The following is an 18,921-nucleotide window of genomic DNA, read 5'->3' on the forward strand; positions in this document are numbered from 1 at the left end:
GTTCAGAGCACCGGATTCGCGTCGGCGAGCAACCTGTCGATCTCGTCGAGCACCGCCGCGCGGTCGGGGTGCACCGGGTCGATAAGCGGCTCGGCGCGCCGGTCCAACGCGCCCCACCGCCCGCCGGGAGTCTCGACGAGGAACGCCACCGGGTGGATGACAAGCGTCGGGTACGCCGGCGGCACCAGCACCGCCCCCGTGCGGTCCACCACACCGCGCCGACCCGCCACGTCCACGACCGCCAGCCCCTCGTCGGTGAACCCGTCGATCTGCTCCCCACCGGCGAGTTCGGTGTGGAAGCCGTGGTAACGGGTCGCCACCACGATCCGGCCGGTCCGGTCGACGGCACCCCACCCCTCCCGCCGTACCGCCGCCACGCCCCTGCGGAACGGGCGCACGTCGGCGAAGTTCGGCGGCACCTGCACCGAGCCGGTGGCGTCGATGGCCGTCCAGCCGCCCTCGCCGACCACCCACGCCAGGCCGTCGCTGAACGGACGCGCCATCCGGTACGACGGAGGGATCACAGTCGTACCGAGCAGGTTGATCAGCGACCACCTGTCGGTGTCGGGGCGGCGTACCCAGGCCAGCCCGTCGTGGAACTGCTGCACCTCCGCGTACCGGGCGGGGATGACCAGGTCGCCGTCCGCGTCGGTGTACCCCCACAGGGCTCCGTCCTGCCCCGGCACCGGGGGCCGGTCGCGGTCGAGGATGTCGTCCCGACTCCTGGGGTACGGCCCGAAGCCGTCCGCCGACGCGCGGGCGGCGACCGCGTCCAGGGCCACCCGGATCCGGTCGAGCAGTTCGGCGTCGCCGGCGCCGCGCAGGTCGAGTGCCCGCTCGAAGTGGTGGCAGGCCTCCATCAGCCGGCCCTGGTCGTAGCAGGACCGTCCGGCGTGCTCGTGCAGCGCGGCCCGCAACCGGTCGGGCAGCTCGATCGAGTTCGCCCGGGCGAACAACAGGTCGGCCTCGGCGAAGTCGCCGCGCCAGCGCAGCACGTGGGCCAGCCGGGCCTGGGCCAGCGCGGTCCGGCGCAGCTCGCCGGTGGCCTCGGCGTACGTCAGGGCGAGCCGGCCGTCGGCAAGCGCGTCGTCCAGTTCGCCGAGGATCCGGGAGGCCACCGCCCGCAGGCTGAGCAGCCGCGCCCGCGCCCGGTTGTCGACGGCCGAGCCCAACTTCCCGGTCAACCGCCGCCGGATGGCCCGCAGATCATCCGGCTCGGTCAACTCCTCCCGCAGGGTGACCGGGTCCAGCCGCCAGCGGTACGCCCCCAGGACCTGCTCCGGGTCACCCTCGTCGGCAAGCGACGGGCGGGCGGGCTCCGGCGGCGCGGACACCGGTGCGCTCTCGGCGGGGGACCCGGTCCGCGGCCCCGGAACGGCCGCGGCCGGCACACCCGACACGGGTACGTCGATTGCGGGCGGCGCGGAGACGGGCGGCGCGGACACGGGTACGTCGATTGCGGGCGGGCTGGACACGGGTGTCGTCGGGGCGGGTGGCCCGGACACCGGCGGCGCGGACACCGGCGTGGCCGGGGCGGGTGGTGCGGAGACCGGTCCGGACGGGAACGGCGGCCCGGACACCGGCGCTGCGGACATCGGCGCTGCGGACGCCGGCGGTGCGGACATCGGCGGTGCGGACATCGGCGCTGCGGACACCGGCTCTGCCGGATCGGGCCGCTCGGGGTCCTCGCCGGGCCGCGCGGAGGTCACCCCCACCGCCGGGTCGTGCTCGTCCCACACCGGCGGCGCGGGTGGCTGGGCCGCTGCCTCGGGGTCGGCGACCTCCGTCCACGAGCTGAAAACGTCGGGGGTGGAGCCGGGACGCTCGGCGTCAGGCTCGCTGCGCGGGCCGGACGGCGTGACCTCCGGCGACCCGGAGACCGGGCGTGCCGGTGGGCCGGAGACCGGGTCGAGCGCCGCCGGACCGTACGCGGGTTCCCCGTCCTCGGCGACATCGTCAGCCAAGGGATCCTGGGCCCAGCGTGCGTCGTCCTCATCTGTGGCCGGCGGCGCGGAGACCGGCCCGGCCGACGATGCCGCGGCGGGAGGCGCGGAGATGGGCGGCGCGGAGACGGGGCGCGCTGACGGTGCGGGGACCTGGGCCGCCGGTGGTGCGGAGACGGGCCGTGTCGGCGGGTTCGAGAGGGGCGGCGCGGAGACCGGGCGCACCTGCGGTGCCGGGACCGAGGCCGCCGGTGGTGACGAGATGGGCGGTGCGGAGACCGGCGGCGCGGAGATCGGGACCGCCGGTGGCGCGGAGACCGGGTGTGCGGCCGGCTCGACGATCGGGTCGTCGAGGGTCGGCCGTCCCGCTGTGGGCGGCTGGTCCGCCGTCGTACCGTCCCGGTCGGACTCGGCCGTCTGGACGGGGCTGAACCAGGCGTCCGGCCCCCGCGCCGGTGCCTCGGCCGGCTCGGTGGCGGGCGGTACCGACGGTTCCGAGGGCGGTGGTGGGACGTAGCGACGCGGCACGCCCGGGGCTATCGGGAGCGCCGGTTCGGCGTCCGCCGACGGCGCGGCGGCCTCCGGGGCCGCTGGGGGCGTGGTTCGGTCCGGCTGCTGCCAGGCGGGCGGGGCCGGTTCACCGACCGGCCGCGCCTCGGGTGCCCGCTCCGCGCTGCGCCGTTCGTCGTCGGCCTGGCGATTCGCCTGGCTCACACCTGGGTAGCGCGGCGGCGCGGCCGGCGGGGCCGAGGCCGTCGGCGCCGGGCCGGACGGCGTCCGACGCTCGCCCGACGGCGACGGCGACGGCGACTGCGACGGCGACTGCGACGGCGACGGCGACTGCGACTGCGAGGGCGACTGGGGCTGCGGAGGCGTCTGCGGCTGCTCGTCGGGCAGCGGTGGATCCACGGGCGCGGGCAGGAACTCCAGCCGGAGGCGGGCGGCCGGTGGGCCGGAGACGGGTCCGTCGGTCGCCGGCGAGACGGGGGCAGCCGAGACCGGCCGGTCCCCGTCCGGGCGAGCGGGTGGGAGGTGCTCGGCCGGCCGGTGCCCGTAATCCGTCGACGCGGGGGAGACCGGTGCGGCCGAGACCGGTCGGTCCCATCCGGGTGTCGCGGCCGGCGGGACAGGCGCGGGGGACACCTGTCGTTCCGGGCGCGCGGGAGTGGGCCGGCCCGGCGTGGCGGGGGACACGGGTGCCGGCGGCATCGGAGCGGCCCGACCGTGGGTGGTCGGCGGTGGCGCGGCGGCCGCCGGACGTGCCTGTCGTTCGTCGTACCGGGGCGGTGGGGCCGGCGCGCGCTCGGAACGGGCGGCCGGTCGCGCCGCGACGCCGGGTTCGGCGGGCCTGGGCGGTTCGGGGCGGGGACCGGTCTCGCGGGCGCGGTCCTGACGCACCGGGCCCGGGGGCGGCCACGGCAGGTCGCCGTCCGGCCGGTGACCGGGCCGTGGGCGGGCCTCGTGGTAGGTGTCCGGCCGTACCTCCTCGCGGGGACGCCGGTCCGGGTACGTCTCGGCGCGGGCCGCCGCCTCGCGTGGCTGCTGCCGGTGCGGGTCGGCGTCGGAGCGCCGACGCTCGTCGTCCCTGCGCGGCTGGCCCGTCGTCTCAGGGTCGGGCCGGCGGCGGCGTCCGTCGTCGGGTGTCCGCGGTGCGCCGGCGCCCTCGTCCGGGCGGTGACGCGAGCGGCTGTCCACGGGCGCCCACTGGCCCGCGCCCTCGGCGGCCCAGCCGTCGACCGGGCGACCGTCGTGACCCCGGGCGGGGCGGGGTCCGTACCCGTCGGAGGGGTGCCGGTCGTAGCCGGCGGCCGGGCGGTCCTGCGCGCCACGGCGGCGCGGCGGCTCGTCGGGTTCCGGTACCCAGCCGGAATCGACGCGGGGAGCGGGGGAGACCGGCTGCGTGCCCGGGTATCCCCGGTCCCGTTCGGCCGGCTCGTGGCGGGACCGGCGACTGTCGTACCGCTCGGTGGCGGGCTGGTCGCGGTGCCAGGCGGCCTCGCGGGCCGGCGCGCGCTCGTCGCCGGGGCGCCGGTCGGACCAGGCGGTCCGCCGGTCCGGCTCGGAGCGGCGGTCGTCGCGGCGGGGTGGCTCGGGAAGTGGCCGCCGGTACGGCTCGTGGTCGTAGTGGCGGGTGTCTGTGGAGGGGCCGTGGCCGGACGCCTCGGCCGGACGTTCGTCGCCGCGGAGGCGGCCGTAGCCGTTGTCGTCGTCAAGCCGCGATCGGCCGTGGGGCTGCTCCTCGTCGGGCCAGGACCGGCCGTACGGGTCCTGCTCGGGCGGGGGTTCGTCGGCCCACGACCGGCCCAGGTAGGTGCCGTCGGGGCGGGTGGGCGCCAGTGGTGGCACGTCGGCGCGGCCGACCACTGTGGCCCGACCACGGGACGGCGGGGGTGGCTGGTGGGACATCCCGATGTCGCCGGGGTAGCGCTGGCCGGGGAACTGGGGATGCCACTCGGTGGTCGGTTCGAGCACCCAGGACGGTTCGTTCGGGTCCCGCCACCGGTCGGTGTAGCGGCCGCTCATCCGTCGAGCCCGTCGCCGCACCCGACCGCTCGGTCGACCCCCGCCGGTGGTGGGCCGTCCGCGTTCGTACGCCGGTGACCGCCGGGCGTCCGGTCGCCGCCTGCCACGCCCCGGTGGCCGGCTCGCGTCCGCTCGCTCACGGCGTTGTCACCTCGTTGCAAATTGTCGCGCTGGGGCCTCGCGTACCGGTTCCGGTTCGCCCGTCCCGGCAGGGCGTGGCTGCGGATGGAGGGTAACGGCGTGGGCTCTCCCACCGCCACTGTGGCACCGCCCACGGGCGCAAACGTTATCCCATAGTTTCGGACATTTGGGCGTATAACCGAATCTGGCTTTCGACGATACTCCCACCGTCGAGCCGGGGCCGGGGCCGGGGCGGTGCGCCCGCCCGGGGCTCAGGGATGCTCCATGACGAGGACCGCGACGGTGCCGGGCAGCAGCGCCTCGTAGCGGTGCGGCGCGTCGCCGGGAAACGCCGCGTAGTCGCCGGGCTCGATCTCGACCGGGCCCGACTCGGGGCCCACCCGCAGCCGTCCGGCGGCCAGCACCACATGCTCGACGCTGCGCGGTGTGTGCGCGTCGGCGGTCCGGATCGCGCCCGGTTCCAGCTTGATCAGATAGATGTCCCGGCGCAGGTGCGCCGCGCCGGCGCTGAGCAGACTGCCGGTGAAGTCGGCCTGCTCGGAGCCGACCTGCGGCCCGTCGCCGGCCCTGATCACCCGCACGCCGCCCGTGGCCGGCTCGACCAGTTGGCCGAGCGGCACGTTGAGCGCCCTGCTGAGCGCCCACAACGTCTCCATGCTCGGGTTGCCGGTGCCCGACTCCAGTTGGGAGAGTGTGGACTTCGCGACCCCGGCCCGGCGAGCGAGCTCGGTAAGCGAGATGCCCACCCGTTCGCGTTCCCGACGCAGGGCCCCGGCGATGGTGGCGAGGGGGCCGTCCGGCTCAGCGGGCATGGCTGCGCTCCAGGGATCAGTGTTCGTCGGCCGACCAGCGACAACCTGTTCACCAGGGTGAACTACGCGTACGGTACAACGAACATCCGGGCCCCGGATGCTTCGTGACGGGCTTGGGCCGATGCCGCTCGCGCGGCGCGGGCGCTCAGACCTTGTCGCCCAGATTCACCTGGGGAGCCGGGGCCCGCATCCGCCGGAAGGTGATCGACCGCATGACCGCGTACAGGTAGAGCGAACCCATCCGCTGGTCGGTCTTCGGGAAGCGCTCGCGGACCAGCTTGCCGATCTTGCGGCAGATCAGCACGGAGTCGATCACCACGCCCAGCGCCAACGCACCCCAGAGCAGGTTGGAGATCAACCGCACCGGGGCCGGCATCGCCGCGTTCGATCCGATCAGCACGATCAGCGCGCCGCCGAAGAACCAGGTGCCGACGGTACGACGGGAGTCGACCACGTTGCGCGCCAGCAGCCGCTCCGGGCCCCTGTCGCGGGGGCCGCCCTCGCGGCGGAACTCCGACGCGGCCTCGGCACGCAGCTGGCGGCGGCGCTCCCGCTCCTCCTCCTTGGTCAGAGGACGGCTGGGCCCGGCCGGGCGACGGCCGACGGTGGGCCGCTTCGGTGTCTCGCGACCCTTGGCCGGGGTGTAACCCCGGGGACGGTCGGCGGTCTCCTCGGGGGTCACCGAGGTGACGGCCTCGTCGACGAGGTCGGTGGACTTGCGGCGAAAGAGCGACGGCACGCGGCAAGGGTAGCCAACGACAGGAGCCCGGTGCACATCGCGGTACAGCGGCCGACGGCTCCAGGCCGCGGTGCGACCTGGAGCCGTCGTCGTCGAACGATTGGTGATCGGGGTTACGGACGCTCGGCGTGCGCGCCCAGGTCGGCGAGCTTGGCCTCGAAGTCCTCGTAGCCCCGGTTGATCAGGTCGACGCCGTACACCCGGGAGGTGCCCTCGGCCGCGAGCGCCGCGATCAGGTGGCTGAACCCGGCCCGCAGGTCGGGGATGACCAGCTCGGCGGCGTGCAGCTTGCTCGGCCCGGCGATGACCGCCGAGTGCTTGAAGTTGCGCCGGCCGAAGCGGCACGGGGTGCCACCGAGGCAGTCCCGGTAGACCTGGATGTTGGCGCCCATCGAGTTCAGTGCCTCGGTGTATCCAAGCCGCTGCTCGTACACCGTCTCGTGGACGATCGACAGGCCGCGGGCCTGGGTCAGCGCCACGACCAGCGGCTGCTGCCAGTCGGTCATGAAGCCGGGGTGCACGTCGGTCTCCAGCGCCACCGCGTTCAGCTCGCCACCGGGGTGCCAGAAGCGGATGCCGCCCTCCTGGCCCGGGTCGCCCAGCTTCGGCGCGCGGGCGTCGGTGACCTCGTACTCGCCGCCGACCGACCGGAAGATGTTCAGGAAGGTCATCATGTCGGCCTGCTGCGCGCCGAGCACCTCGACGTGGCCACGGGTGGCCAGCGCGGCGGCGGCCCAGCTCGCCGCCTCGATCCGGTCCGGGATCGGCCGGTGCGTGTAGCCGTGCAGCTTCGGCACGCCCTGGATCTCGATCACCCGGTCGGTGTGCACCTTGATGATCGCCCCCATCTTCTGCAGGATGCAGATCAGGTCGATGATCTCCGGTTCCACCGCGGCGTTACGCAGCTCGGTGACACCCTCGGCCATCACCGCGGTCAGCAGCACCTGCTCGGTGGCGCCGACACTCGGGTACGGCAGGGCGAACTTGGTGCCGTGCAGACCGTTCGGCGCGGACAGGTGCAGGCCCTCGGGCCGCTTGTCGACAGTCGCGCCGAACTCGCGCAGCGCCTGCAGGTGGAAGTCGATCGGACGCGGGCCGATGTGACAGCCGCCCAGGTCCGGAATGAACGCGTGCCCGAGCCGGTGCAGCAGCGGACCGCAGAACAGGATCGGGATCCGGCTCGACCCCGCGTGCACGTTGATCTGGTCGGTGCTCGCGCTCTCCACGTTCGCGGGGTCGAAGACGAGTTCGCCGTCCTCGACGCCGTCGGTCACCTTGACGCCGTGCAGACCGAGTAGACCCCGGACCACCTCGACGTCACGGATCTTTGGCACGTCGAACAGTCGGCTCGGGGTGTCGCCGAGAAGCGCGGCGACCATCGCCTTCGAAACCAGGTTCTTCGCGCCGCGCACGCGGATCCGCCCTTCGAGCGGAGTGCCTCCGTGCACGACCAGGACGTCGTCGGTCAACGCAACCTCCAGCGCTTCGGTGCTGCTGTGTTGATGGTGGGGAGCGTGAACCTTGTCGCTACCCCGGATGCGGCCATATCGAAACGGCCCGCTCGCGTCGTCGCTCCGGCAGCATAGCCCTCGGTGACGAAAAAGGACTCGGTCACACCGGCGTGTGTGGCATTAATCGGTGATCCGGCACTTTTGCGTACCAACGACGCTACGGAAAGTGATCAGCCGGCGCTCGGTGGCGGAGTGTCCGCGCCGGGCAGGGCGAGCATCTGGTCCAGTGCCACCCGGGCGTGGTGGGCGGTGTCGGCGTCCACCGTGATCTGGTTGACCACCCGGCCCGCGACCAGCTCCTCCAGGGCCCAGACCAGGTGCGGCAGGTCGATCCGGTTCATCGTCGAGCAGTAGCAGACCGCCTTGTCCAGGAACATGATCTGCTTGTCCGGGTGCGCCAGCGCGAGCCGGCGGACCAGGTTCAGCTCGGTGCCCAACGCCCACGCCGAGCCGGCCGGCGCCGCCTCGATCGTCTTGATGATGTATTCCGTGGAACCGACGTAGTCGGACGCGGTTACCACCTCGTGCCGGCACTCCGGGTGGACCAGCACGTTGACGCCGGGCACCCGCTCCCGTACGTCGTTGACGCTGTCGAGCGTGAACCGGCCGTGCACCGAGCAGTGCCCCCGCCAGAGGATCATCTTGGCGTCGCGCAGCTGCTCCGGGGTCAGCCCGCCACCGGGCTTGTGCGGGTCGTAGAGCACGCAGTCGTCAAGCGACAGGCCCATCTCCAGCACCGCCGTGTTGCGGCCCAGGTGCTGGTCGGGCAGGAAGAGCACCTTCTGCCCCTGCTCGAACGCCCAGTCCAGGGCGCGCTTGGCGTTCGACGACGTGCAGACCACGCCTCCGTTGCGGCCGACGAAGCCCTTGATGTCGGCCGAGGAGTTCATGTACGTCACCGGGACCGTCTCGCCGGCGATGCCCAGTTCGGTGAGCGTGTCCCAGGCGGCCTCGACCTGCCCCAGCACGGCCATGTCCGCCATCGAACAGCCCGCCGCGAGGTCGGGCAGGATGACCCGCTGGGTGTCGGTGGTGAGGATGTCGGCGCTCTCGGCCATGAAGTGCACGCCGCAGAAGACGATGTACTCCGCGTCCGGACGGGCGGCCGCCTCCCGGGCCAGCTTGAACGAGTCGCCTGTCACGTCCGCGAACTGGATCACCTCGTCGCGCTGGTAGTGGTGCCCCAGCACGAAGACCTTGCTGCCCAGCTTCGCCTTCGCGGCGGTGGCGCGGGCCACCAGATCCGGATCGCTGGGCGCCGGCAGATCGCCCGGACACTCGACGCCGCGCTCGGTGTCGGGGTCGCTGCCCCGGCCGAGCAGCAGCAGAGCCGTCGCCGTGTTGGAGGGTTCCACCCAGGTCGAAGTCACGTAGCCCATGGTCCCACAGCGCGAGCACGGCGCAGCTTCGCTCGGTGTGGGCTGCCACACTGCTCGGCATGCGCGTGCTGCTCTGCCCGGACAAGTTCGCCGGCACCCTGTCCGCACCGGAGGTGGCCGACGCGGTGGCCGCCGGTTGGCGCTCCGTCGCCGACGGTGACGACCTGCTGATCCGGCCCCTCGCCGACGGCGGGCCGGGCTTCGTGGAGGTGCTCGCCGACGCTCTCGACGGGCGGCGCGTGCCGGTGCCGACCGTCGACCCGCTGGGACGGCCGGCGGCAGGTGAGATCCTGCTCACCGCCGACGGCTCGACCGCCTACCTGGAGAGCGCCCAGGCGTGCGGGCTGCACCTGCTGTCGGTGGCCGAACGCGACCCGAAGACCACCACCTCGTACGGGCTGGGCCTGCTGGTGGCCGCCGCGGTGGAGAGCGGGGCACGGACGGTGGTGATCGGGCTGGGCGGCTCGGCCACCAACGACGCCGGCGCCGGGATGCTCGCCGCGCTGGGCGTGACGCCACTGGACGCCGCGGGCGCCGCGCTGCCGTACGGCGGGGCGACCCTGGCCCTGGTCGACGCCCTCGACGGCGCGCCCCGGCTGCGTGACGCCCGTCTGGTCGCCGCCACCGACGTGGACAACCCGCTGCTCGGCCTGCACGGCGCGAGCAACGTGTTCGGCCCGCAGAAGGGCGCCGACCGCGCCGACGTGCTGCTGCTCGACGCCGCCCTGGAACGCTTCGCGGCGGTCCTGGAGCGGGACCTGCCCGGCTGTCCGGCCGGGCTCGGCGCCCTGCCCGGCGGCGGTGCCGCGGGTGGGCTCGGCGCGGCGATCCTCGCCCTCGGCGGCGGCTGCGAGTCGGGCATCGGCCTGGTCACCAGGGCCACCGCGCTGGACGCCGCGCTGGACGCCGCCGACCTGGTGATCACCGGGGAGGGGTCCTTCGACCACCAGTCGCTGCGCGGCAAGGTGGTCGCCGGGGTGGCCGGCGCGGCCCGCGACCGGGGTGTGCCCTGCGTGGTGGTGGCCGGCCAGGTCAGCACCGGCCGGCGCGAGGCCGCGTCGGCCGGGGTCACCGACGCGTACAGCCTGGTGGAGCACTTCGGCGGGGAACAGGCCGGCGGGCTCGACGCCGCGCTGAGCCGCCCTGCGGACGGACTGCGCGAGATGGGTGCCCGACTGGCCCGGCAGTGGAGCCGCTGAGCGCCGCAGGTCGCCCCGTCGACCGGGCCGACCTGCGGCGGCGATCACGCCACGCGGGTGCACCAGGCCGAGGCGGCGTACGATCGGGAGAGGACCACAACCGGGAATCATTGGTCGGCGTGCGACGTTGGCCAGTGCGTCCGGACCCAAACCGCGCAGGGAGACTTCCACGTGACCACGCCAGCGCAGACCGAGTCGACCGAGGCCCAGGCCCCTACTTCCGTCGTCCTCACCGACGTCGCGGCGCAGAAGGTCAAGGCCCTGATCGAGCAGGAGGGCCGCGACGACCTGCGGCTCCGCGTCGCGGTGCAGCCGGGTGGCTGCTCCGGCCTGCGGTACCAGCTGTTCTTCGACGAGCGTTCGCTCGACGGTGATGTCGTCACCGATTTCGGTGGTGTCGAGGTCGTCGTCGACCGGATGAGCGCCCCGTACCTGTCCGGCGCGACGATCGACTTCGCCGACCGGATCGACGCCCAGGGCTTCACCATCGACAACCCCAACGCGGGCAACTCCTGCGCCTGCGGTGACTCGTTCAACTGAGTCACGCGCCACGCACCAGCGACGTCGGGGCCGTCCTTCGGGGCGGCCCCGTCGTCGTGCCGGGAGCGGTCCCGACCGGTAGTCGTTGTCCGACCGACCGGACACCACCGGTTCACCGGGCCGGTAGGCTGACCGCGCCCTGCTCCCGACCCCGAGGGTTGACATGAAGATCGCCGTGACCGGCTCGATCGCCACCGATCATCTGATGAGCTTTCCCGGTCGCTTCGCCGACCAGCTCATCGCCGATCAGCTGCACAAGGTGTCCCTCTCCTTCCTGGTGGACGATCTGGTGCTCCGCCGTGGCGGTGTGGCGGCGAACATCTCCTTCGGCATGGGGCAGCTGGGCCTGCGCCCGGTGCTGCTCGGGGCGGTCGGCGCCGACTTCGCCGACTACCGCTCCTGGCTGGAGCGGCACGGCGTCGACTGTGATTCGGTGCACGTCAGCGAGGTAGCGCACACCGCGCGGTTCGTCTGCACCACCGACACCGACATGTGCCAGATCGCCTCGTTCTACGCGGGCGCGATGAGTGAGGCCCGCAACATCGAGCTGGCCCCGGTCGCCGACCGGCTCGGCGGTCTGGACCTGGTGCTGGTCAGCGCCAACGACCCGGAGGCGATGCTGCGTCACTCGGCCGAGTGCCGCACCCGCGGGTACGCGTTCGCCGCCGACCCGTCGCAGCAGCTCGCCCGGATGGGCGGCGAGGACGTGGTGGCCCTGATCGAGGGCGCCGAGTACCTGATGACCAACGACTACGAGAAGTCGCTGTTGCAGAGCAAGGCGCAGCTCAGCGACGACCAGCTGCTGGACCTGGTCAAGGTACGGGTCACCACGCTGGGCAAGCACGGTGTGGAGATCGCCGGCCGTGGCATCGACCCGATCCACGTGCCGATCGCGCGGGAGATCCGGGCTGTCGACCCGACCGGGGTGGGGGACGGCTTCCGGGCCGGCTTCTTCACCGCGCTGTCCTGGGGCGTCGGCCTGGAGCGCGCCGCCCAGGTCGGCTCCCTGCTGGCCACGCTGGTCCTGGAGACGGTAGGAACCCAGGAGTACGACGTCCGCCGCGACCTGTTCGTGAAGCGCCTGGCCGAGTCCTACGGCGACACCGCAGCAGACGAGATCCGCCCCCACCTGATCCCGTAACCCGCCCACGCCTCGGCGATCTTGCACTTTCTGCGGGGACGAAAGCCCACAGAAGCCGCGAGATGGCGACCGAAAACGCAAGATCGCCGGGGGAGGGGCGGGGGTCGGGGCCGGGGTCAGTGCAGGCGGCGGACGTCGTAGGCGGAGCCTTCGGAGCCGCTTATGGCTCCCAGGAACTCCTGGCCGCGCATCCGGCACCAGGCAGGGATGTCGACCGCCGCGGCCGGGTCGTCGGCGAGCACCCGCACGACAGTCCCGATGGGCACCTGGGGCATCCGCCGGGCCGCCGCGATCACCGGCAGCGGACAGCGCTGGCCCCGGCAGTCGAGCACCTCGTCGGGCATCGTCACAGCCCCACCACCCCGGCCTCGGCGCGCAGCCCCGCGACGATCCCGGGCAGCTCGGCGAGGAACCGCTCCACGTCCGCCTCGGTCGTCTCCCGGTGCAGGCTGACCCGGACGTTGCCGTGCGAGAGCACCCCCATCGCCTCCAGCACGTGCGAGGGCCGCAGCGTGGACGACGTGCAGGACGAGCCGGACGACACCGCGAAGCCCCGCCGGTCCAGCGCGTGCAGCAGCGCCTCGCCGTCGACGTACAGGCAGGAGAACGTCACCAGGTGGGGGAGCCGCAGCACCGGGTCGCCGACCACCTCCACGTCGGGCACCTCCGCCGCGACCCGCGCCCGGATCCGATCCACGAGCGGCGCCAACCTGGCCTCCTCGGCTGCGGCGTCGGCCGCCGCCGCGCGCAGGCTCGCCGCCGCCGCCACCACCGCGGGCAGATTCACCACCCCGGGGGTACGACCACCCTCCCGCTCGTCGGCCGGCCACGGTGACTCCCAGCGGGTGCCCTTGCGCACCGCCAGCACACCCACCCCGGGCGGGCCGCCCCACTTGTGCGCGCTGGCGGTGAGCACCGACCAGCCTGCGGGAAGCGGCACCCGGCCGACCGACTGCGCCGCGTCGACGTACAGCGGCACCCCGGCGTCGGCGCAGGCCGCGGCGGCCTCGGCGACCGGTTGCACGGTGCCCACCTCGTGGCTGGCGCTGATCAGGGCCGCCAGCGCGACACCTGGAGCACGGACGGCAGCCGACCAGGCGTCCAGGTCCAGCCGGCCCAGCCGGTCGACAGGCACCTCGTCGGCGGTGCCGCCCGCCGCGACGTGCCGCTCGGCGGCATGCAGCACAGCGGAGTGCTCGATCGCCGAGTGCACGAGCGTCGACCCGACCCGGCGCCGCCCGGCCAGGCCGCCGAGCACCGCCCCGTGCGCGGCAGTCGTACCGCTGGACGTGAAGGACACCTCGTCGGCGCGGACGCCGAGCGTCTGCGCGGTGGCCTCGCGGGCCGCGTCGAGCAGCTGCCGGGCGCGGCGGGCCTGGGTGTAGAGCTTTCCGGGGTCGGCCCAGCCGTCGTCGAGGGCGGCCAGCAGCGCCTGCCGGGCGACCGGATGCGCCGGCGCGGCGGTCGCCGCGTCCAGGTAGACCGGGGATGCGCTCACGGGACCTCTGCTCCTCGCGCTCACGGGGTTTTCTTTGTTCGCGGCTGTGGGGCTCGCAAACCCGGCTCACTCCTCGCGCTCACGGGGTTTTCTTTGTTCGCGGCTGTGGGGCTCGCAAACCCGGCTCACTCCTCGCGCTCACGGATCCCCACGCTATCGCGGCGGTATGCCCAGGATCCCCCGATGGGGGCGGACAGCGACCCCACCACGGCCGAGTCCGTCATGGTCGAGTAATCTGCGACCGTCGGTGACGCCTTTGCCGTCGGTGCCGAGGAAAGACGCACCGCGGCGCGCTAGGGAGGCAGGACCAGGTGGTCGCAAGGAGTTCGGAGGTACGGCCGTCGGCCGTACGGCACAGCGCTTCCCCAGGGGCCGGTGGGCGCCGGCGGCGCGGTGCTGGTCGGCTGGCCGGGCTCGGTCTCGGTGGCGTGGCGCTGCTGGTCCTGCTCACGGGCTGTGACGTCGGTGCGGCGTTCGACGGCTTCGGCTGGCCGCAGGGGGGCATCTCGGCGGAGTCCCGGCGGATGTACGACCTGTGGATCGCCTCCTGCATCGCCGCCCTGGCGGTCGGTGTGTTCGTGTGGGGCCTGATCTTCTGGTGCGTCGTGCGCTACCGCAAGCGTGGCAACGCGCTGCCGGTGCAGACCCGCTACAACATGCCGATGGAGTTCCTCTACACCATCGCGCCGATCCTGATCGTCTCGGTGCTCTTCTACTACACGGCGATCGTGCAGACCGACGTGGACAAGCTGTCGAAGAACCCGGACGTCACGGTCGAGGTCGTCGCGTTCAAGTGGAACTGGCAGTTCAACTACCGCGACGGTCAGGGCGTGGACGCCAAGACCACCGCGTCGACGCTCGGCACCAGCGAGGTCATCCCGGTGCTGGTGCTGCCGACCAACCGGTCGATCCGGTTCGAGGAGACCAGCCGCGACGTCATCCACTCCTTCTGGGTGCCGGAGCTGCTCTTCAAGCGGGACGTCATGCCCGGCAAGATCCGCAACGTGTTCGAGGTCTCCAGCCTGGAGACCGAGGGCGCCTACGTCGGGCGCTGCGCCGAACTGTGCGGCAGCTACCACGCGTTCATGAACTTCGAGCTGCGGGTCGTCTCGCCGGAGAAGTACGACCAGTTCCTGGCGGCCAAGCAGAGCGGCAAGTCGACGCAGGACGCGCTCTCCGCGATCGGCGAGGAGCCGTACGCGGAGACCACGCGACCGTTCGACACCCGGCGGACGCAGAGCAACTTCAACCCGGACGACGCTCCGGCCTTCCCGGGAAGCTGAGGGCAGCCGCATGAAGACCGAGTGGCGTATCTTCCTGATCATCGCCGGGTTCCTCTTCGGCGCCACCATCCTCTACGCCGCGTGGACCAACGGTGAGTCCGGTGGCATCGAGTGGGTGGGCACCGTGGCCCTGCTGCTGTCATTCCTGCTCTGCACGATGTGCGGTGGCTTCTTCTGGTTCGTCTCCCGCCGGATCGACCTGCGTCCGGAGGACCGCCCGGACGCCGAGATCGCCGACGGCGCCGGTGAGGTCGGCTTCTTCAGCCCGGGCAGCTACTGGCCGTTCGGTCTGGCGCTGGCCGCCGCGATCGCCGCGCTCGGCCTGGTGTTCTGGCAGTACTGGCTGATCGGCGCCGGCCTGGTGGCTGTCGTCTTCGCCGCCTGCGGGCTGCTGTTCGAGTACTACACAGGCACCCGCCGCACCGCCGAGCACTGATCCACCCGGTCGCCGTCGCGGCCGGCCCTGGACGCCACGAAGGCCCGTTCCCCGGTGGGGGAGCGGGCCTTCGTCATGCCCCGGCCCGGACGGGTCAGGCGGCGCGGCGACGGGCGGGCGGACGGCGTCGGCGGTCGGCCAGCCGGGTGACCGGGGACGCGAACGTGGCGACCACCACGGCGGCACCGCAGCCGGTGCAGATCAGCTCGGGACAGTCGGTGCCGTGGCCGTCGACGCAGGGCGGCGCTTCGAACGCAGCCACGCCCTCGCAGACGTCGCAGTAGAGCTCGCGGTGCGACACGGGCGTCTCCTCTCACTCCGGGCGAACCGCTCCCCGGATGCGACAGCAGCGCACGGACGGGAGCGGAGAACTACTCGGCTGTACTTTCCCACCCGGGTCCGACAATTCCCCGCCCGGTACCCCAGGCTGTGGGGTCAGACGGCGGTGGCGGTGCCGATCCAGCGGTCCAGGCTCGCGGCCGCCGCCCCGGAGTCGATCGACTCGGCGGCCCGGTCCAGGCCGGCGCGCAGCGCCTCGGTCAGGTCGCCGTCCAGCGGCCCCTGGGTGGCTAGGGCCGCCGCCGCGTTGACAAGCACCGCGTCCCGGACCGGACCGGTCTCACCGGCCAGCAGGCGACGGGCCACGCCGGCGTTGTAGGCGGCGTCACCGCCGCGCAGGTCCGCGAGGGTGGACCGGGGAACCCCGAGGTCCGTGGCGTCCAGCACGGCCTCGCGTACGGTGCCGCCCTGCGCCACCCAGACCCGGGTCGGCGCGGCGGTGGTGAACTCGTCAAGCCCGTCCTCGCCGCGCATCACGATCGCGGAGTCGCCACGGGCGGCGAACACGCTGGCCATCACCGGGGCCATCCGAGAGTCGAAACAGCCGACCGCGCCGGCCCGGGGCCGGGCCGGGTTGGTCAGCGGGCCGAGGAAGTTGAAGAAGGTGGGCACGCCCACCTCACGGCGGACCGGACCGGCGTGCCGCATCCCGGGGTGGAACCGGGCCGCGAAGCAGAACCCGATGCCTGCCTCCTCGACACAGCGGGCCACCTGCTCCGGGCCGAGGTCCAGTGGGATGCCGAGGAACTCCAGCAGGTCGGCGGTGCCGCACAGCGAGGAGGCGGCCCGGTTGCCGTGCTTGACGACGCGTACGCCCGCGCCGGCCACCACCAGCGCCGTCATCGTGGAGATGTTCACCGTGTGGGCGAGGTCACCGCCGGTGCCGACCACGTCGAGCGCGGTACGGCGCAGATCCTCGGAGAGCACCACCGGGACCGAGCGGCCCAGCATCGCCTCCACCAGACCGGCCAGCTCGCCCGGCGTCTCACCCTTGGCCCGCAGCGCCACGGCGAACGCGGCGATCTGCGCCGGGCTCGCCGAACCGGTCATGATCTCGTCCATCGCCCAGGCGGTGTCGGCGGTGGTCAGCTCCTCGCCGCGCAGCAGCGCGTTGAGCAGGTGCGGCCAGGTCCGATCGCCCATGGCGGGCCTCCCGAGCGTACGAAGTGCGGGTGGGCTGGAACCGGCGCCGACTCGTCCGGCGCCGGGGGTGACGGTGCCGGAGGGCGGGGACGTCAGGCGGGTGCGTGCGTCCGCAGCAGCTCGGCCACCGTGCCTCCGGTGGTCACCGGGTCGAGCGGGTGCACCAGCGTGGCGTCGACCTCGGCGTACGCGGCCAGCCATCGGTCGGCGGCGCGGGCGATCACCAGGCAGGTCGGGGGAGCGTCCTCCCGGTCGTCCTTGATCTGCCGGGCGATGCCGATGCCGCCGCCGGGGCTGGCCTCACCGTCGAGCAGCAGCAGGTCGATCTCGTAGTCGTCGACCAGCCGGATGGTCTCGGCGTACGTCGACGCGTCGACGAACTCGATGCGCAGCCCGGGCGCGGGCCGGGTGCCGACGGCGAGCCGCATCCGGTCCCGGACCTGCGGGTCGTCGCTGTAGAGCAAAACGGTGCAAAGACGATCGCTCATGCCGGCACTCCGCTTCCACCTCGTAGCTGCCCGCCGATCGTACCGGTCGACGTGACGCAGTCGACACCGCGCCCGACGCCGTCCGGTCGGCGTACCGTCTGCGCAGCTCAGACGGCCGCGGGCCCGGCGGCGCGCTCGCGGGCCTCCTGGCGGTCCAACTCGCGGTCGACCCGGCGGGCCTCCCGTTCGGACTGCTTGACCCACTGCACGACAAGCACGGCGAGCATGGTGACGCTTACGAACTCGCCGCCGGCCCACAGGATGCCGCCGGCGACCACCTGGTCGTCCCAGGGGTCGGACCAGCTCAGGTTGAGCGACGGGTACCAGTCGCCGCCGAAGAGGGTGCTGCTCTGCATGATGGTGAGCCCGAGCACTGTGTGGAACGGCACGGAGAGAAGCATCAGCAGCGCCCGCGCCGGGTACGGCCAGCGGCCGGGCAGCGGGTCGAGGCCGAGCAGCGGCCAGAAGAACACGCAGCCGGTCAGGATGAAGTGCGCGTGCACCAGCTCGTGCGCCCACGCGTGCTCCAGGGTGAAGCGGTACAGATCACTGAAGTACAGCGCGAACGGGTTGACCACGAAGATGGCGAACGCCACAAGCGGGAAGCTGTACACCCGGGCGACGCGGCTGTGCACGATCGCCAGCAGGCGCTTGCGCGGCCCGACCGGCAGGGTGCGCAGGGCAAGCGTCATCGGCGCGCCGAGCGCCAGGAAGATCGGCGCCACCATGGAGAGCACCATGTGCTGGATCATGTGCACCGACAGCAGCGCGGTGTCGTACGCGTGCAGTCCGCTGATCGTGACCACCGCGATGCCGCCCAGGCCGGGGCCGAGGAAGAACACCGTCCGGGCGACCGGCCAGCGGTCGCCGCGTACGCGCAGCCGGTGCACTCCGTAGAGGTACAGGCCGGCGGCGAGCACCAGGCCCAGGGCCAGCCAGCTGTCCAGCCTGGTCTCGGTCAGCACCCGACCGACGGTGAACGGCGGCGGAGCCGAGGTGGCGGCGAAGATCGGATCGACGTGCAGCACGCTTTTCAGGCTAGGCCAGGCGAACCGGACCTCGACGCCGGGGCCACGGAAGGCGCAGGTTTGCCACCCCGCTGATCGCCGGCCCCGGTCAGGGGCAATAATGACGGCGTGACTGCGGCCCCAGCCATTGACAAGAGCCGGATCCACTCTCTGACCCGACCGAACATGGTCAGCGTCGGGACGATCGTGTGGCTCTCCAGCGAACTCATGTTCTTCGCGGCGCTGTTCGCGATGTACTTCTCGATCCGCGCTGCGGCGCCGGAGCAATGGGAGAAGCACACCGAGCACCTGAACATCCCGTACGCGACCACCTTCACCGTGATCCTGGTGCTCTCGTCGGTGACGTGCCAGCTCGGTGTCTTCGCGGCGGAGAAGGGTGACGTGCACGCGCTGCGGCGCTGGTTCACCGTCACGTTCGTGATGGGCCTGATCTTCGTGCTCGGCCAGCTGAACGAGTACCGCGAGCTGGTGCACGAGGGTGTCAAGATCAACGAAGACGGTTACGGGTCGATGTTCTACCTGACCACCGGCTTCCACGGTCTGCACGTGACCGGCGGTCTGATCGCCTTCATCATCTTCATGGTCCGTACGACCATGGGCCGGTTCACCCCGGCGCAGGCGACCTCGGCGATCGTCGTGTCGTACTACTGGCACTTCGTCGACGTGGTGTGGATCGGGCTGTACGCCATGATCTACTGGCTTCAGTGATCTTGCGCGTCACACTCCGCACTGCTGCTCCGTCCCCTGAGACAGGTCCAACCGGTTAAGGACACCGCTC

17 protein-coding genes are annotated in these 18,921 nt (G+C 72.8%); 6 read left to right on the top strand and 11 right to left on the bottom strand.

What is annotated here, in order from left to right:
• Window positions 1-2: 2 nt before the first annotated feature.
• The 5 genes from ACFY1S_RS19740 to nadA form a co-directional block, all read right to left on the bottom strand.
• Window positions 3-4,466: a WG repeat-containing protein gene (locus tag ACFY1S_RS19740; protein ID WP_387119898.1), complete on the bottom strand. Its 4,464-nt coding sequence runs from the start codon at window positions 4,464-4,466 to the stop codon at window positions 3-5.
• Window positions 4,467-4,858: 392 nt separating this feature from the next.
• Window positions 4,859-5,419, bottom strand: coding sequence for a helix-turn-helix domain-containing protein (locus ACFY1S_RS19745; protein ID WP_387119901.1), 561 nt, complete (start codon window positions 5,417-5,419; stop codon window positions 4,859-4,861).
• Window positions 5,420-5,564: 145 nt separating this feature from the next.
• Complete coding sequence (locus tag ACFY1S_RS19750; protein ID WP_364362524.1) at window positions 5,565-6,158, bottom strand: DUF3043 domain-containing protein; 594 nt, start codon at window positions 6,156-6,158, stop codon at window positions 5,565-5,567.
• 113 nt (window positions 6,159-6,271) lie between these two features.
• Complete coding sequence (murA, locus tag ACFY1S_RS19755; RefSeq protein ID WP_387119904.1) at window positions 6,272-7,627, bottom strand: UDP-N-acetylglucosamine 1-carboxyvinyltransferase; 1,356 nt, start codon at window positions 7,625-7,627, stop codon at window positions 6,272-6,274.
• 212 nt (window positions 7,628-7,839) lie between these two features.
• Window positions 7,840-9,039, bottom strand: coding sequence for a quinolinate synthase NadA (gene nadA / locus ACFY1S_RS19760; protein ID WP_387119907.1), 1,200 nt, complete (start codon window positions 9,037-9,039; stop codon window positions 7,840-7,842).
• Window positions 9,040-9,107: 68 nt separating this feature from the next.
• Between nadA and ACFY1S_RS19765 the strand changes: the two genes are divergently transcribed.
• The 3 genes from ACFY1S_RS19765 to ACFY1S_RS19775 all read left to right on the top strand — a co-directional run bounded on the left by ACFY1S_RS19765 (window position 9,108) and on the right by ACFY1S_RS19775 (window position 11,928).
• Window positions 9,108-10,247: a glycerate kinase gene (locus tag ACFY1S_RS19765; protein WP_387120278.1), complete on the top strand. Its 1,140-nt coding sequence runs from the start codon at window positions 9,108-9,110 to the stop codon at window positions 10,245-10,247.
• Window positions 10,248-10,418: 171 nt separating this feature from the next.
• Window positions 10,419-10,787, top strand: a complete 369-nt coding sequence (gene erpA / locus ACFY1S_RS19770; protein ID WP_007463211.1) for an iron-sulfur cluster insertion protein ErpA — start codon at window positions 10,419-10,421, stop codon at window positions 10,785-10,787.
• Between the two features lie 163 nt (window positions 10,788-10,950).
• Entirely contained in the window at window positions 10,951-11,928 is a 978-nt protein-coding gene (locus tag ACFY1S_RS19775; protein WP_387119910.1) for a carbohydrate kinase family protein, read from the top strand.
• Between the two features lie 116 nt (window positions 11,929-12,044).
• On the opposite strand, the gene ACFY1S_RS19780 is transcribed toward ACFY1S_RS19775, so the two are convergent.
• A complete protein-coding gene (locus tag ACFY1S_RS19780) occupies window positions 12,045-12,278 on the bottom strand; it encodes a sulfurtransferase TusA family protein (RefSeq protein WP_387119913.1) in 234 nt (77 codons plus the stop codon).
• Complete coding sequence (locus ACFY1S_RS19785) at window positions 12,275-13,426, bottom strand: cysteine desulfurase family protein (protein ID WP_387119916.1); 1,152 nt, start codon at window positions 13,424-13,426, stop codon at window positions 12,275-12,277. The genes ACFY1S_RS19780 and ACFY1S_RS19785 overlap by 4 nt, the downstream gene beginning before the upstream one ends.
• 311 nt (window positions 13,427-13,737) lie before the next feature.
• On the opposite strand from ACFY1S_RS19785, the gene coxB reads away from it, so the two are divergent.
• Together coxB and ACFY1S_RS19795 are read left to right on the top strand one after the other, a co-directional pair.
• The gene (gene coxB, locus ACFY1S_RS19790; protein ID WP_387119919.1) at window positions 13,738-14,709 is read left to right on the top strand and encodes a cytochrome c oxidase subunit II; all 972 of its coding nucleotides are present in this window, start codon (window positions 13,738-13,740) and stop codon (window positions 14,707-14,709) included.
• 10 nt (window positions 14,710-14,719) lie between these two features.
• The gene (locus ACFY1S_RS19795) at window positions 14,720-15,145 is read left to right on the top strand and encodes a cytochrome c oxidase subunit 4 (RefSeq protein ID WP_387119922.1); all 426 of its coding nucleotides are present in this window, start codon (window positions 14,720-14,722) and stop codon (window positions 15,143-15,145) included.
• A 94-nt stretch (window positions 15,146-15,239) separates the two neighbouring features.
• Here ACFY1S_RS19795 and ACFY1S_RS19800 read toward each other — a convergent pair whose 3' ends face one another.
• The 4 genes from ACFY1S_RS19800 to ACFY1S_RS19815 all read right to left on the bottom strand — a co-directional run bounded on the left by ACFY1S_RS19800 (window position 15,240) and on the right by ACFY1S_RS19815 (window position 18,143).
• Window positions 15,240-15,446: a hypothetical protein gene (locus ACFY1S_RS19800; RefSeq protein ID WP_387119925.1), complete on the bottom strand. Its 207-nt coding sequence runs from the start codon at window positions 15,444-15,446 to the stop codon at window positions 15,240-15,242.
• A gap of 134 nt (window positions 15,447-15,580) precedes the next feature.
• On the bottom strand, window positions 15,581-16,627 hold the full coding sequence (trpD, locus tag ACFY1S_RS19805; protein ID WP_387119928.1) for an anthranilate phosphoribosyltransferase: 1,047 nt from the start codon (window positions 16,625-16,627) through the stop codon (window positions 15,581-15,583).
• 92 nt (window positions 16,628-16,719) lie between these two features.
• Window positions 16,720-17,115, bottom strand: a complete 396-nt coding sequence (locus ACFY1S_RS19810; protein ID WP_357993430.1) for a hypothetical protein — start codon at window positions 17,113-17,115, stop codon at window positions 16,720-16,722.
• A 107-nt stretch (window positions 17,116-17,222) separates the two neighbouring features.
• Window positions 17,223-18,143, bottom strand: coding sequence for a cytochrome c oxidase assembly protein (locus ACFY1S_RS19815; RefSeq protein WP_387119932.1), 921 nt, complete (start codon window positions 18,141-18,143; stop codon window positions 17,223-17,225).
• Window positions 18,144-18,251: 108 nt separating this feature from the next.
• Here ACFY1S_RS19815 and ACFY1S_RS19820 point away from each other — a divergent pair, with 108 nt between their 5' ends.
• A complete protein-coding gene (locus ACFY1S_RS19820) occupies window positions 18,252-18,851 on the top strand; it encodes a heme-copper oxidase subunit III (RefSeq protein ID WP_139585788.1) in 600 nt (199 codons plus the stop codon).
• Window positions 18,852-18,921: the final 70 nt, after the last annotated feature.

This window comes from Micromonospora sp. NPDC000663 (assembly GCF_042898105.1).
Lineage (GTDB): Bacteria > Actinomycetota > Actinomycetes > Mycobacteriales > Micromonosporaceae > Micromonospora.

Coding starts and splice junctions, on each gene's coding strand:
- ACFY1S_RS19740 (WP_387119898.1), bottom strand. CDS start 4,466: ATGAGCGGCCGCTACACCGACCGGTGGCGGGACCCGAACGAACCGTCC.
- ACFY1S_RS19745 (WP_387119901.1), bottom strand. CDS start 5,419: ATGCCCGCTGAGCCGGACGGCCCCCTCGCCACCATCGCCGGGGCCCTG.
- ACFY1S_RS19765 (WP_387120278.1), top strand. CDS start 9,108: ATGCGCGTGCTGCTCTGCCCGGACAAGTTCGCCGGCACCCTGTCCGCA.
- ACFY1S_RS19775 (WP_387119910.1), top strand. CDS start 10,951: ATGAAGATCGCCGTGACCGGCTCGATCGCCACCGATCATCTGATGAGC.
- ACFY1S_RS19795 (WP_387119922.1), top strand. CDS start 14,720: ATGAAGACCGAGTGGCGTATCTTCCTGATCATCGCCGGGTTCCTCTTC.
- trpD (WP_387119928.1), bottom strand. CDS start 16,627: ATGGGCGATCGGACCTGGCCGCACCTGCTCAACGCGCTGCTGCGCGGC.
- ACFY1S_RS19810 (WP_357993430.1), bottom strand. CDS start 17,115: ATGAGCGATCGTCTTTGCACCGTTTTGCTCTACAGCGACGACCCGCAG.